General features: G+C 39.4%; 15 protein-coding genes. 3 read left to right on the top strand and 12 right to left on the bottom strand.

Going from position 1 to position 14,653, the window contains the following annotated elements; genetic code table 11:
• The 7 genes from OVN23_RS00710 to OVN23_RS00740 all read right to left on the bottom strand — a co-directional run.
• A partial coding sequence (locus OVN23_RS00710) for a hypothetical protein (protein WP_267240146.1) occupies positions 1–1,747 on the bottom strand: 1,747 nt, incomplete at its 3' end.
• A 235-nt stretch (positions 1,748–1,982) separates the two neighbouring features.
• Positions 1,983–2,198, bottom strand: coding sequence for a YSIRK-type signal peptide-containing protein (locus OVN23_RS00715; protein ID WP_267240147.1), 216 nt, complete (start codon positions 2,196–2,198; stop codon positions 1,983–1,985).
• A 19-nt stretch (positions 2,199–2,217) separates the two neighbouring features.
• Positions 2,218–2,964, bottom strand: a complete 747-nt coding sequence (locus OVN23_RS00720; protein WP_173214611.1) for an N-acetylmuramoyl-L-alanine amidase — start codon at positions 2,962–2,964, stop codon at positions 2,218–2,220.
• A 9-nt stretch (positions 2,965–2,973) separates the two neighbouring features.
• Positions 2,974–4,389, bottom strand: a complete 1,416-nt coding sequence (gene ply, locus OVN23_RS00725) for a cholesterol-dependent cytolysin pneumolysin (RefSeq protein WP_267240148.1) — start codon at positions 4,387–4,389, stop codon at positions 2,974–2,976.
• Positions 4,390–4,399: 10 nt separating this feature from the next.
• Positions 4,400–4,810, bottom strand: a complete 411-nt coding sequence (locus OVN23_RS00730) for a hypothetical protein (protein WP_078144186.1) — start codon at positions 4,808–4,810, stop codon at positions 4,400–4,402.
• Positions 4,803–5,411: a hypothetical protein gene (locus tag OVN23_RS00735; RefSeq protein ID WP_267240150.1), complete on the bottom strand. Its 609-nt coding sequence runs from the start codon at positions 5,409–5,411 to the stop codon at positions 4,803–4,805. Before OVN23_RS00735 ends, OVN23_RS00730 begins: the two co-directional genes overlap by 8 nt.
• A 12-nt stretch (positions 5,412–5,423) precedes the next feature.
• The gene (locus OVN23_RS00740) at positions 5,424–5,882 is read right to left on the bottom strand and encodes a DUF4231 domain-containing protein (RefSeq protein ID WP_031222784.1); all 459 of its coding nucleotides are present in this window, start codon (positions 5,880–5,882) and stop codon (positions 5,424–5,426) included.
• Positions 5,883–6,523: 641 nt separating this feature from the next.
• Here OVN23_RS00740 and OVN23_RS00745 point away from each other — a divergent pair.
• On the top strand, positions 6,524–7,480 hold the full coding sequence (locus tag OVN23_RS00745; RefSeq protein ID WP_267240151.1) for a hypothetical protein: 957 nt from the start codon (positions 6,524–6,526) through the stop codon (positions 7,478–7,480).
• Positions 7,481–7,721: 241 nt separating this feature from the next.
• On the opposite strand, the gene OVN23_RS00750 is transcribed toward OVN23_RS00745, so the two are convergent.
• Genes OVN23_RS00750 through OVN23_RS00770 form a run of 5 tightly spaced genes read right to left on the bottom strand, consistent with a single transcriptional unit; the run spans position 7,722 to position 11,911 of the window.
• Positions 7,722–8,411 (bottom strand): sugar phosphate nucleotidyltransferase, encoded by a 690-nt coding sequence (locus OVN23_RS00750; protein ID WP_000643960.1) that lies wholly within the window; start codon positions 8,409–8,411, stop codon positions 7,722–7,724.
• Positions 8,412–8,422: 11 nt separating this feature from the next.
• A complete protein-coding gene (locus OVN23_RS00755; protein WP_173261669.1) occupies positions 8,423–9,301 on the bottom strand; it encodes a DMT family transporter in 879 nt (292 codons plus the stop codon).
• On the bottom strand, positions 9,291–10,160 hold the full coding sequence (locus OVN23_RS00760; RefSeq protein ID WP_267240152.1) for a phosphotransferase family protein: 870 nt from the start codon (positions 10,158–10,160) through the stop codon (positions 9,291–9,293). Before OVN23_RS00760 ends, OVN23_RS00755 begins: the two co-directional genes overlap by 11 nt.
• A gap of 16 nt (positions 10,161–10,176) precedes the next feature.
• On the bottom strand, positions 10,177–11,199 hold the full coding sequence (locus OVN23_RS00765; protein ID WP_049524202.1) for a ribitol-5-phosphate dehydrogenase: 1,023 nt from the start codon (positions 11,197–11,199) through the stop codon (positions 10,177–10,179).
• A 4-nt stretch (positions 11,200–11,203) separates the two neighbouring features.
• A complete protein-coding gene (locus OVN23_RS00770) occupies positions 11,204–11,911 on the bottom strand; it encodes a 2-C-methyl-D-erythritol 4-phosphate cytidylyltransferase (protein WP_267240154.1) in 708 nt (235 codons plus the stop codon).
• Between the two features lie 440 nt (positions 11,912–12,351).
• Between OVN23_RS00770 and tacF the strand changes: the two genes are divergently transcribed.
• The gene (gene tacF / locus OVN23_RS00775; RefSeq protein ID WP_166736713.1) at positions 12,352–13,839 is read left to right on the top strand and encodes a type IV teichoic acid flippase TacF; all 1,488 of its coding nucleotides are present in this window, start codon (positions 12,352–12,354) and stop codon (positions 13,837–13,839) included.
• A gap of 9 nt (positions 13,840–13,848) precedes the next feature.
• Positions 13,849–14,652, top strand: coding sequence for a LicD family protein (locus OVN23_RS00780; RefSeq protein ID WP_166736714.1), 804 nt, complete (start codon positions 13,849–13,851; stop codon positions 14,650–14,652).
• Position 14,653: the final 1 nt, after the last annotated feature.

Raw genomic sequence — 14,653 nt, forward strand, 5'->3', positions numbered from 1 at the left:
CTTTTGTAACCGCTTGGTTTGCCTTCTCTTTAGCTTCCGCATAAACTCGTTTACTGTCTTCTGTCTTACCGTTGGTGATCGTTGGATCTTCTTGTTGTAAGATGTTTTCTAGCTCTTGAGTCTTGGTCGATAATTGATTCTTATCAACATTTCTCAAGCCAGTCTTGGCATTTTCAAGGTCAGTCTTGGCTTTAGTTAAGGCTTTTTCTGCCGCACTAACATCTGATTCAGAAGCGCTGCCGTCTCGTTGAACTTCCTTCGCTTTTGTAACCGCTTGGTTTGCCTTCTCTTTAGCTTCCGCATAAACTCGTTTACTGTCTTCTGTCTTACCGTTGGTGATCGTTGGATCTTCTTGTTGTAAGATGTTTTCTAGCTCTTGAGTCTTGGTAGAGAGATTGCTCTTATCAACTGTCGCACGGATACCAGTATCAGACAGCAACGATATAGCTCCCTCTCCATCTAGTGGTGTATCCGTACCTGAGCGTACAATCATAGCCACTAGTTTAAGCTCATCTGTTCCTAATTTATCTACACCGTATTTTTTGAATCTATCAGGAGTAAAAGTTACCACTCCTTGACTATTTGGGAGTCCATCTGCAATCTTCGTAAATCCTCTTGCATGTGGGATTTGCACATCGTATCCATCGTAATTTCTTCCTCCTCTCACTAGATAGACACGTAATTCGGCTCCGTCTGGTACATTTTTTTGATTTACTGGACCAGGAAGCTTAGCTTGAATATACTTAGTTACATCCTGGTAAGTTGGGTCCTGAGGAATAGTTCCTGCCTTGCCCTCAAGTTGCTTATTTGTTGTAATAAAACTAGCTTTTGGAACAGGAAAACGGAAGACTCCCTGATATATTTGTTCATGTCCCGAACTATCCACAGCCTTAACTGTATATTTTCTGACACCGAACTCGGTTCTAGGAATGTCTCCTGTTAGTTTCAGACGAGCTACAGAAGTTCCTTCGCCAGATTTGGATACAGTTAGATTTAAACCCTCAATTCCTGTAATGCTAATTTCTCGAATCGTTTTCCCATCTGACATCGCCTTAAAGCTTACACCATAACCTTGGAGTTTGTAGTCTCCAATAGTATCCTCAGGATAGTTGGAATACTCATCTCTACCAGGTCTAACTTTTCCAACTCTCAGAGATGAGCTTGCTCTCGCTTTCCTAGATTTAGGACTATCGCTGATACCTTTTTCCACACCATTCTTTAATTGGGTTGCCTTTTTATACTCCTCAAGTGCAGCATTAAAGACATCCTGATTGACAAGTCCATCTTCTTTCGTCTGTAATGCTTCATTGAGTTTATCGTAAGCCTCTTTCAGTTTTTGGATCTGTTCTGGATTTTCAGTGCTGGTCTTCAGTTCTTGGAGGAGTTTATGGATTTTGTCCGATAAAGGATAGCTACCCTGACCATTTGTGTAGTCTGTAGCTTCCTCCTCCGTCTCCTTGGCTTCTTGATTTTCTGCTGGTGCCGGCGTGGCAGGAGGGGTTAGTTGCCCCCTACGACCTCGCCCTCGTTTAGGAGTCGGACTTGGTTCACTCTGAGTCGCACCACTTCCTTCTCCAAGCTGAGCTGGGGATGTGAGTCCACCTGCCAAAGCCTTGTTGACCTCCTCAGTCAAGGTTTTCATGGCTTGAACTTGGGCATTGACCTCTTCTTGACTGGAGTTTGGATTTTCAAGAACAGCTTTAGCTTGTGCTAGACCTGCTTCTACACGAGCGTGAAGTTCTTTCATTGAGTCCAGTGTCAGATTGGCAAGTAGAGCTTGCAGACTGGTTTGTGCCGACTCGGCAAGTGACTTATCTACAGTAGGACGACTTGCTTCTTCTGCTTGTTTTTCTCCCTTGCCTTCTTCGCTATCTTTTACTAGAGACTTGTTTTTATCTGAAGCCTCTTGGTTTTCTCGATTGCCTTGGATAGGTTGCTCTGGCTGACTAGGGTCTGTATCAGGAGTTTCTTCACTTAGCTCTTCAGATCCCCCCCGAGGAATCGCTTACAAGGGCGCTGGTTCTAGTCGTTCCGCTTTCTGTCGCTGGAGAAATGTCAGGTGTTTGTGCCTGTACTGTCCCGTTGGCAAAAAACATCAGCGCAGCAACGGCAACGCTGGCAGCACCGAAGTGGTACTTCCTTATCGAATAACGAAAAACCTTCTCCCCTTTGTGGTTTCCTTCATATTTTTGTTTCATTCTTTCTTCCTTCCTTTTTCTATTTGATTTCTTCTGTATAGTCTAGTGCGATCCAGCCCCTACCTGACTTCAACAAACCCCAAGTATAGCCATCTGCTTCTTCTACCTGCATGATGGTAAAAGTCCCAAGAGGACAAAAACCTTTGTCAGGATAAGCCAGACCTGGGCCTGTTCGGATGTAGAGGTCATCATCCACCACACGCACTAGGCGCTGTCCATCCCCATCTCGAGGCTGTTCCTCTTTTGAAACTTGGAAACTATCTCCAGCAAGAATCTCAGCTGCCATCCGGATGAGCCGATTGAGATCAATCCCACCAGGGCAATCTGTAGCTGTAAATTCTTGATGAGGATGGATGGTCTCACGATTGATTGGTAAATTATAACGATTACAAATATCTGCAATCAAACGTGCTGAGTTCCAGTAGGTTTCCTCTGCAATAGTCCAGTCAGGTTCCCCACGGTTATTTAAGTGTTCAATACCAATCGAACGCTGATTGACTTCATAGTTGCCAGCATGATAGGCAACGCTCTCTTCACCAACACACCCCCATATCTTATCAGGAGTCACCTGATAGTGAGCAGATGTGCCATGACCTGTAGAGACATACCAAGTACTTCTAGCCCCCTCATCACTCAGCCCACCATTATGGTGGATGACAATAGTATCAATATCAAGGCGATTTTGATCGCTATTCATGATTTCCTCATCCACATCTGTGATAAGTCCTGAAAACAAATCGCCATTCACTCTTTTTGTCGCAAACATTCTTCTCTCCTAATCATTTTCTACCTTATCCTCTACCTGAGGATAAAGAGTCGTTCCCCAAATAGAAATCGTCCGCTTACGCACTAGTGGCAAGTCGGTTTTTTCATAAATCGTACGCCACCATTCCCAGGCAAGTCCTGTACACTCCCTAATTTTGACAGAGAGATTGCGAACATTCCCTTTTAAAGGAATACTAGTGGTAAAGTGAGCCGTCAAATCCTGCCCATTTCTGTCCCAAGCCTTAGGAGTCAAGACTTCCTTACCTTGATTATCATAGGATAATTCATCCCAAGTAATGTAATATTGGGCAACATAGGCACCACTATGATCCAGCAGTAAATCTCCGTTTCTGTAAGCTGTCACCTTAGTCTCAACATAGTCTGTACTGTTTTGAAAGGTCGCAACTACATTGTCCCGTAAAAAAGAAGTTGTATAGGAAATCGGCAAGCCTGGATGATCTGCTGTAAAGCGACTGCCTTCTTGAATCAAGTCCTCTACCATATCCACCTTGCCTGTTACAACTCGGGCACCCGAACTCGGGTCGCCCCCTAAAATAACTGCCTTCACTTCTGTATTGTCCAAAATCTGCTTCCACTCTGTCTGAGGAGCCACCTTGACTCCTTTTATCAAAGCTTCAAAAGCAGCCTCTACTTCATCACTCTTACTCGTAGTTTCCAACTTGAGATAAACCTGACGCCCGTAAGCAACACTCGAAATATAGACCAAAGGACGATCGGCAGAAATTCCTCTCTGCCTCAAATCCTCTACCGTTACAGTATCTTGAAATACATCTCCTGGATTTTTAACAGCATCTACGCTAACTGTATAATAAATCTGCTTAAAATTAACAATCTGAATCTGCTTTTCGCCCGAATGGACAGAATTAAAATCAATATCAAGAGAATTCCCTGTCTTTTCAAAGTCAGAACCAAACTTGACCTTGAGTTGTTCCATGCTGTGAGCCGTGATTTTTTCATACTGCATTCTAGCTGGGACATTATTGACCTGACCATAATCTTGATGCCACTTAGCCAACAAATCGTTTACCGCTCCGCGAACACTTGAATTGCTGGGATCTTCTACTTGGAGAAAGCTATCACTACTTGCCAAACCAGGCAAATCAATACTATAAGTCATCGGAGCACGATCGACCGCAAGAAGAGTGGGATTGTTCTCTAACAAGGTCTCATCCACTACGAGAAGCGCTCCAGGATAGAGGCGACTATCATTGGTAGCCGTCACGGAAATATCACTTGTGTTTGTCGACAAGCTCCGCTTCTTTCTTTCGATAACAACAAACTCATCGGGTAGCTGATTCCCCTCTTTGATGAAACGATTTTCAATACTTTCTCCCTGATGGGTCAAGAGTTTCTTTTTATCATAATCCATAGCTAGTATAAAGTCATTTACTGCTTTATTTGTCATCTTCTACCTCCTAATAAGTTCCTGGATTGAGTTGCATAAACTCAGACTTGTTCAGCGAAATCAGCCGTGGTTGGACTAAGTGATCCAAAATTTCCTCGTACAATTCTTCTGAGACATTGCGTCGCCGTCTGGCTAGATAAGAAGTCGGAATGACCGTATTATCCAACATAAATACCTTATCTAAGTCAATCAAGGTTGGTCTTGTAAAAGGATTACGAGCTAAATCCGGCTCTTCTATCATAAAGTTATTGACCAAACGTCTGGTCAAGAGAGCTGGTTTGAAGGTCTGATTTTTAACTAACTCTTTGTTTTTAGTCATGCTGTTGTCAATACAAATATACATATGATTCTTCACAGCCAAATCGCTACTAATAGTCGGAAAAGGCAAATAAAGAGCTACAACATCTCCTCTCTTAATCAAGCAAGAGCACCCCCTTTTCTCCTAATGTAACATAGACAGGATTGACCAAGTCTTCTGATTGGCTCAGAATTTCCAAAGTTTGAGTTTGGCGCCCTGTCAATTTAGTAGCATCTTGTCTCTTCAATACAAAATGCTTGTCGCCAATTACCTTGACACTATAATCCTTCTCCAAAGCTGACTGGTAAATCCACATCAGATGTTGTCTGTCCTGAGAACTCAAGAGAGAAGGATGTTCAAGCCTCCCGACAGCCTGATAAAAATCAAAAACAGGAGCTAACTCCTGCCAATCTGACTGGCTAGTTGTCAAGGCTAGAAAAAGAGCTTTGCGAGCTGATACTTCTTGATTAGCCTTGAGAGTCCCTTTCCCCTCCAAGGTTTTTAGAAAGTGGGAAACTCCAGAAAGCAAATCTTTCTCTAACTGCGAGAAATAAAAACCTTGCCTTCCCAGACATAAGTCTTTCAAGTCGCTTTCTCTAGCAAATAAGAGTTCAAACAGTTGATAGTAAAAGAAAAATATCTGGCACTGAGTTGCGCTCATCTCTTCTTTATCGGCTTCTTTTTTCAACCAGAGCAAGGGCAATAGGTAGCTGGATTGATACATTTCCTCCACCTCCTATTCTTTTTTCTCTGGAGCATCTGCACTAGCTGCCACTTCTTTTGACTGGATACTTTCCCACTGGTTAATCTCCTCTGAGATAAGACCTTCGCATGTCTTGACAAATAGGGCAAAAGCCTTGGTTTTTCCTGCATATTTCTCTGTTTGACATTGATAGAGGAATTTTTCCCTTTCCAGGAGTTGCGCAGTCTTTTGGTAAGAAATCCAGTGTTCCTTGGCATTATACAAATTGAGAATCCCTTCACACAGCAAGCCTAAACTGGACAAGGCAACCGAAATCAAACGGTAGCGATCACCTGGCATAGGAATAGCACAAAAGACAGCTATGAGGAAACCTGCCACAATTTCTGTTATTTTTAATACCTTATAGCGTCTACGATGTTGAACGCTTTTCTTTAAAAAATGAGCTATCTGTACATCCAATCGATCTGTCAGGTACATTTCTTCTGGCGTCATGTTCGTAACCCCTTTTTATCTATTCATTCTATTCAAAAAACTAGGGTAACTGTCTAGTAGGCTTAGCAATTATTAATCATTTTGTCATGTTTTTTAGGAAAGGAAGTTTCATGTTTACATCTAGCGGAAAAGATCGTTTCTCCTACTAGCACAGTTTATCTAGCTTAATCATTATATCATAATCGGGACAATAAAACTTACTTACTTACTTACTTACTTACTTACTTACTTACTTACTTACTCATGGTAGCTGATTTTATCAATGATTGCAAGCTCTGTATCTTGAAATGTCAGAATTATTAATTTTTTGTTACATACTGGTTTTTGCCATCATGAGAAGGGAGCGTTTGATTTTTTATAGCATAATAAAGTAGTAACTGAATAAAATTAGTTGAGAAATTCAAACTAATTTTTAACAATATTTTAGAAAACAAGGTCTACTATTCTAGCTTCAGTTTGCTGTATCATTCTTATTATGATTCTATCTCTGTTAAATCAAAGTTAAAATCTCCTATTTAGGTAGAGGAAGCTATCCTCTATCGGACAAAATCCATCATCTCCTCCAAGAACTGAAGACCAGCACTGAAAATCCAGAACAAGTCCAAAAACTCAAGGAAGCCTATGATAAATTCAACGAAGCATTGGGGCAATCAGAAAATGGGCTTGTCAATCAGGAGGTCTTTAATGCTGCACTTGAGGAGTATAAAAAGGCTGCTCATCTAAAGAAAGATGCAGAGGAAACTGGAGGAACCAGGAATCGTAGAAGTGTTTCCGGTCTTGTTTATGGGTTTGCTACAGGAAGTACCGGGAACGAAAAAAGATCTAGGGATGATTCAGGAAGAGAAAGAGACACTCGTAATTTATATAACGGTCAAAACTTAAACGAGATACCTTTAAAATATATTGCTACTGTAGAAACTGGAACTATTAGAAATATTTCTTTATCAGGGTTCCCAACGGTGGGTAAGGACGGTAAAACTTGGGCTACAATCAAAACAAGAATTGATAGTAATGGAAAACGAGCTGTTTTAACTATTACCGGTCAGTCTCCTAAAAATCTCTATGGGCTATACAATACAACCTTAACAGTAACTGAAGGAAGCGGTCACGTGTCTAGTAAGATTCAAGAGGTTCTGTATCAACTACCAAAACCAGAATTTGATGAATCTCCACTAAATCCAGGAAAGACTGCTCAACAAGATGTAGAGGAAAAAGCAGGAGAAAAACCTATAGTTAAGGGGAAAATTCCTACTCCACCAAATGGATTCTCTAGTTCTAATATTCCGCAAGGCTCTCAATTGAAAATGTACTTGGTTCAAGGTGGACATAATGAAAATTTTGGTGGAATTGAAACCTCAGCAGAAGGTTATGACATCGTTGCATGGGGGCTAGTAGGAGCAGATGGAACATCAGTATTATATCCGACTCAGTATAAAAAGCAATCCATAGGCGATAAACCGCTACGTCTTATCGTGGCTTATGTTCAACAAGGAACAGATCGAGTACTAAATAAGGACTTAGTTTCGCCTCTGTCTAGGGATTCCATTACACCGACATATCCGCTGGATAGGGATGGGGCTAAATCAACAAATAAATGAGCCAGAAGCTAGATAACACTCAATTGTAACCGTCCAATAACGAAGTATATTGAAAAATCTCCAAACTAGAGAACTCACTGATGGTTCCTAATCTGGAGATTTCTTATTTGCACTTTTCTTGTATAGTAGATTGAAATAGGAGACGAACACACTAATTTGACTTCCCCAATTGATTCACCTAATTCCTATTTCATTTTGATGTAACTATTTTTATCGAGACTATAACTCACATACAAAATCTTTAATTTTCGTTTTTAAGAATTTCTTCTAATTTATGATAGTCTTGGACACTATCGATCTCATAGATGCTATTACCTTCTAATTCTTCAACATAGACATCTAGCTCTTTGATGTTATCCTTAACCATATTGTCCCAGTAGAGATCAACAAATTCGCCACTTGCATAAGCCTTATCGATAAAGCTGACAATCTTTTCTGCAGTTGGAGCATCCCAGAAGGATACACCACTAAGGATGCGACCTGCCTTACTATCAACAGTAATGTCTTGAACCTTGTAGTCATCTCCATAGACCAAGAACCATTCGTTGGTACAATCTTCACGATAAACACTAAAATAAGTCGAACGTGTCAGATTATTGCGGAACATATTTTTAAAGAGATAGTTATCTGCATCAATAACATAGCTGTTGGCCAATTCTTCTTTTACAAGATAGAGAGAGTAAAAGTTATTGTAGTCAGCGTATTTATCATTGAAAACGAGTCGAACTCCGTATTTCTCTTTTAAATAATCGAATTGTTCTTTAAGGTAACCAACGATGATGATGATGTCATGGATCCCTTTTTCTTTTAGAAACTCAATTTGGTATTCAATCAAAGGTTTTTGATTAACCTGAACCAAGGCTTTAGGGGTATTTTCAGTCATAGGACGCAAGCGAGTTCCCAATCCCGCTGCTAAGATAATGGCTTTCACACGAATCTCCTTTATTCTTTAATAATAATATAAACTCCAGCAATGACGACAAGTGACGTAATAATTGTCAGCATATCTAGCGGTGTACCCAAGAAAACAACTGCAAACAAGACAGTCCAAACTACATAACTCACGTTCAATCCTGTAGCCTTGGCTGGTTGCAAGCGATTGATAGCGATATAATAAGCCAAGTAGGAAATCATATCAAAGGCTGCAAAGACAATCATGAGACCTAGCAATTGTCCATTGGCTACTGCGGTAAATGACTGATGAGAGAAGAGCACAATCACAAGATAGGACAAGAATGAAGTCACTTGACGGATTAAGAGGGCTTCGATTTCACTCAATTCACTTTCCATGGCAAAAGAGCTAAGAACACTCTCGCTTCCCCATGCAATGGCACAAACCAAAGCACAGAGAATACCAATGTAGAAGGAATTAACCTGTTCAACCTTATAGGTCTGAGCAATTATCCCTCCAATAATCAAGACAATCCCAAATACAGTATTTTTTGAAATCTTGTGCTTCAAAAAGAAGAAAGCTAATAAAACTGAAATCGCAGGATAGATAGCGGATACTGATGAAGCTAAGGAACTTCCGATATACTTAACCGCATAAAGATTGGCCTGCATACCGATAGGGCCTGCTAGCAAGGCTCCGATGATAACACTAACATTGCGAATATTTAAGAAAATTGAGAGGCGAACTTTTCCTTCTTTTACCAAGAGAAAAGCTAGTAAGATAAAGATACTCAAGAAATCGTGAGCAGCGGCCACCACAAAGGGCGACAAATCTGTAAAAATCGAAAAGATATAAGCACTAATCGTTAGACCTAAACCCCAGAAAATACCTGAGAGTAGACCAAAAGAAACTCCATTTTTATTTTTCATCAGAACCTCCATAATATGACAAACCTTTAACAGCTCTTTGATAACGACTCACACCATAGTCACCAAAATCTGCACCTTGCTCTTCTTTGTAGACTGTCCATAGACTCCAAATAGCATCTTGTAAAATTTTATAAATGGCAATCTTTTCACGAGAGACAGGTGTTTGCTCACTCTCATAGTGAGACAAGAAGTCTTCTTCCTCTTGACGAGTGAATTCAGACTCTAAAAAGAGAGCAGCCAAATCCCACATTGGATCGTTCATTGATGAATATTCCCAGTCAATCAGATAAAGTCGTCCTTGTGGTGACTCGATAAAGTTTTCAGGCACCAAATCGATATGACAAGATTTTCTGTCAACACCTAAGTCAGCCAGTCTTTTCTCTAAGGAGAAGACTTCTTCTCGAACAGCTTCATAGTTGGCATAAGGGATTTTTTCCTCAATCAAAGATTCGTATTTTTTGATTTCTTCAAAAGGAGCAAATTCTCCTCTTAATTCCTTGCCAGAAGCATGAATAGTTTGTAATATTGGAGCAATTTTGTCAAATTTAGTCTTGATTGACCTTGAATCAAGCGTAATCGCAGATTCGATATACTCATTTACTTTGATACCAGCTTCAATATCAAAAAGATAATTTTTTACATCTAAGTCTAAATCCTTTAGTAGTTCAAGATTGTACTTTTCATCTTGTCGATTGATAAGCTTTTCTGTCCCTTTACCAAAGAATTTAACAATGTATTGCTTATTTGTTGTTTTGACCAAATAGTTTTGATTGGTCATTCCCCCCAGTTGTTCAACACTGAGGACTTCCTCTTCTTGACTAAGTAGGGAAGAAATTTTTTCTTTAATGATTTTCTCCACAATTAACCTCCAGCACTTATACTTCCCACTTAAACACTGTTTTAAAGGCTGTGTTTAAATCGGTTGCAAAGACACGGTGAATATCTTTAATTTCTCTTACAGGTTCTTCTAAATAAAGGATATTTTTAAGACGATTTGCGAATTTCTTGACTTCCATCATTTGGATGGCATTTTCAAAATCGATGCGACCAGAACGAGAGGAACCAACCAAGAGCAAGCCTTTTTCTAAGGCATCGCGTGTATTGAGATTGACTTTATACTCGCTAACGCCCATCATGAGAATCGTTCCCTGAGGACGAATATAGCGAATCAGGTCATTTATAGCCGGTCCAGTACCATTACCACCACAACATTCAAAAGCATGGTCAAAGGCCAAATCTTCAGGAATATTATCCGTAATATAGCATTCTTTGGCAAAAGAGAAAAGTTCCAATTTTTCCCAATGACGACCAATAACCACAATCTCTGCTTCTGGCAAAGTATAGTTGATAATATTGGCAACTACAAAAGCTAAACTTCCATCTCCGATAACAGCGATTCGGTCCCGCTTGCTATGAGCAAGGGTCAATAGACGATTCATAGCGTGCATGCCGACACTGACAAACTCTGTAATGGCTGCAACCGTATCTTCGATAGCATCATAAGCCACCACACGATCTTTAGGAAGAGAAACAAACTCTCTCATAAAGCCATCAAATCCACTAGACAAGAAATGAGTCCCTGTCATGTAGTTCTCATAGAATTCTTCATCACTCTGCATAGGAGGATGATTGGGAATCATGACAACTTTTTGCCCAACCTCGTAGGTTCCTGTCGGGTCAGAAATAACGGTTCCACATGACTCGTGAATCATTGCCATTGGAAGCTTTTTATTCAAAATCTTGGGATCACGTTTTCCTTGGTAGTAACGCTGATCCGCATGACAGACCGCCATATAATTAGGGCGGATGAGGATATGATTCTCTTGGTCAATAGCCTCTTCCTGGTATTTGACATTGATAAACTTGGGCTTAGTTAGTTGATAAATTTGATTAATCATTTTACTAGTCTTTCTCAATCATACTTTTTGCAATCTTCAAATCTGTTACTGTTGTAATCTTCAGATTTGAATATTCACCCTTGGCCAAGGACACATCTTTTCCTTTGATCACAAAGATTTTACATGCATCTGTCAAGATTTCCTTCTCTTCATCAGAAAGAGATCCATAAAGGTCCATGAAGTCCTTGCAACGGAATGTTTGAGGTGTTTGTCCTTGATAAAGGTGAGCACGATTTGGAATATCTGTAATAAATTGACCATTGGTACTTTCAACGATAGTATCAACCGCTTCTACCACTGTATCCACTGCGTCATGATTTTGAGCAAGTTTGATATTGTCCTGAATCATGCGAAGTGTAATAAATGGACGAACAGAATCGTGGGTAATAACGATATCATCTGGCGTAAGCGGACGATAAGCATCAATGGCTTCAATGATTTTCTCAATACTTGTATTGCGGTCAGCACCACCCTTTGTAATGATGATACGATCCTTATGAAGAGGTAGATATTTATCTACAAGATCCTCTGCATGGGAAACCCAGTCTCCATGAACCCCAACTACAATTTTTTCAATACTTGGTTCCAAGACAAATTTTTCAATTGTATGAATCAAAATAGGTCGATCACCTAGCTCTAAAAATTGTTTTGGCAAGTTACTGATCCCCATGCGTGTGCCAGTTCCACCAGCAAGAATTCCTGCATAAATCATCTATTTTCTCCTTTGTCTTACTAAAAAAACTTATTCTCTCTATTATACCACAATCTAGTCCTATCATGAAAGAAATACCGGCCCTCCCCTTCTAGAATAGAAGGATTCAGCAGTTCTATTATTCAAAGAAACTAGCCCATTTCTAGTAATGATTAGGAATTCTGTCGTCATTACCAATAAATGGCTGTGAAATTTTAGAGTCCTTCAGAATAATATACTTTCCTTAAAGAAAACTTAAAATTAAGATTTGAAACTTCAAAGTGATTACTTGACTTATACTCAATGAAAATCAAAAAGCAAACTAGGAAGCTAGCCGTAAGCTGTACTTGAGTACGGTAAGGCGACGCTGACGTGGTTTGAATTTGATTTTCGAAGAGTATTACTGCCCTTCATTTCTTATTAGCTGACTTTATGATATAATGAAAAACGAGGTAAATTGAATGAAAAGTATAAAATTAAATGCTCTATCTTATATGGGAATTCGTGTCTTGAATATTATTTTTCCCATCCTAACTGGGACCTACGTCGCGCGTGTCTTGGACCGAACTGACTATGGTTACTTCAACTCAGTCGACACAATTTTGTCATTTTTCTTACCCTTTGCAACTTATGGAGTCTATAACTACGGTTTACGGGCCATCAGTAATGTCAAGGATAACAAAAAAGATCTGAATAGAACCTTCTCTAGTCTTTTTTATTTGTGCATAGCTTGTACGATTTTGACCACCGCTGTCTATATCCTAGCCTATCCTCTCTTCTTTACAGATAATCCAATCGTCAAAAAAGTCTACCTTGTTATGGGGATTCAACTCATTGCCCAGATTTTTTCAATCGAGTGGGTCAATGAAGCTCTGGAAAATTACAGTTTTCTTTTTTACAAGACTGCCTTCATCCGTATCCTGATGCTGGTATCTATTTTCCTGTTTGTCAAAAATGAACACGATATTGTTGTCTACACACTCGTGATGAGTTTATCGACGCTGATTAACTATCTGATTAGTTATTTTTGGATTAAAAGAGACATTAAGCTTGTTAAAATCCACCTAAGTGATTTTAAACCGCTCTTTCTCCCTTTAACAGCCATGTTGGTCTTTGCCAATGCCAATATGCTCTTCACATTTTTGGACCGTCTCTTCCTCGTTAAAACAGGGATTGATGTCAACGTTAGTTACTATACCATGGCTCAGCGAATTGTGACCGTTATAGCTGGTGTGGTAACAGGTGCAATTGGAGTTAGTGTGCCTCGTCTCAGTTACTATCTGGGGAAAGGAGACAAGGAAGCCTATGTTTCCTTGGTTAATAGAGGTAGTCGAATCTTTAACTTCTTTATCATTCCACTGAGTTTTGGTCTCATGGTTTTAGGCCCAAATGCCATCCTCCTTTACGGTAGTGAAAAATATATTGGAGGTGGCATCTTGACCTCTCTCTTCGCTTTTCGGACGATTATCCTGGCACTAGATACCATTCTTGGTTCCCAAATTCTCTTTACAAATGGCTATGAAAAACGTATCACAGTTTACACAGTCTTTGCTGGGCTACTCAATTTGGGCTTAAATAGTCTCCTCTTTTTCAACCATATCGTGGCTCCTGAATACTACTTACTGACAACTATGCTATCAGAGGCCTCTCTACTTGTTTTCTATATCATTTTCATCCATAGGAAACAACTTATTCACTTAGGACATATCTTTAGCTATACTGTTCGATACTCGCTCTTTTCACTTTCCTTTGTAGGAATTTATTTCCTGATTAATTTCTTGTATCCTGTGGATATGATCATTAATTTACCATTTTTGATGAATACTGGTTTGATTGTCTTGCTATCAGCCATCTCTTATATTGGTCTACTCGTCTTCACAAAAGATAGCATTTTCTATGAATTTTTAAACCATGTCCTAGCCTTAAAAAATAGATTCAAAAGATCATAGGAGTATAAAATGAAACAACTAACCATTGAAGATGCCAAACAAATTGAATTAGAAATTTTGGATTATATTGATACTCTCTGCAAAAAGCACAATATCAACTATATTATTAACTACGGTACTCTGATTGGGGCAGTTCGACATCAGGGCTTTATTCCTTGGGACGACGATATTGATTTGTCAATGCCTCGAGAAGATTACCAACGATTTATAAACATTTTTCAAAAGGAAAAAAGCAAGTATAAGCTCCTTTCCTTAGAAACGGATAAAAACTACTTTAACAACTTTATCAAAATAACCGACAGTACGACTAAAATTATTGATACTCGAAATACGAAAACCTATGAGTCTGGTGTCTTTATCGACATTTTCCCTATGGATCGCTTTGATGATCCTAAGGTCATTGATACTTGTTATAAACTGGAAAGCTTCAAACTTCTGTCTTTCAGTAAACATAAAAATATTGTCTATAAGGATAGCCTTTTAAAAGATTGGATACGAACAGTCTTTTGGTTGCTCCTTCGACCGGTTTCTCCTCGTTATTTCGCAAATAAAATCGAGAAAGAAATTCAAAAATATAGCCGTGAGAATGGGCAGTATATGGCTTTTATCCCTTCTAAATTTAAGGAAAAGGAAGTCTTCCCAAGTGGTACTTTTGATAAAACAATCGATTTGCCCTTTGAGAATTTAAGCCTTCCCGCACCTGAAAAATATGATACTATTTTGACACAATTTTATGGAGATTATATGACCCTACCACCAGAAGAAAAACGCTTCTACAGTCATGAATTTCACGCTTATAAATTGGAGGATTAGG

This window comes from Streptococcus sp. Marseille-Q6488, assembly GCF_946902925.1.
Taxonomy (GTDB): Bacteria; Bacillota; Bacilli; order Lactobacillales; family Streptococcaceae; genus Streptococcus.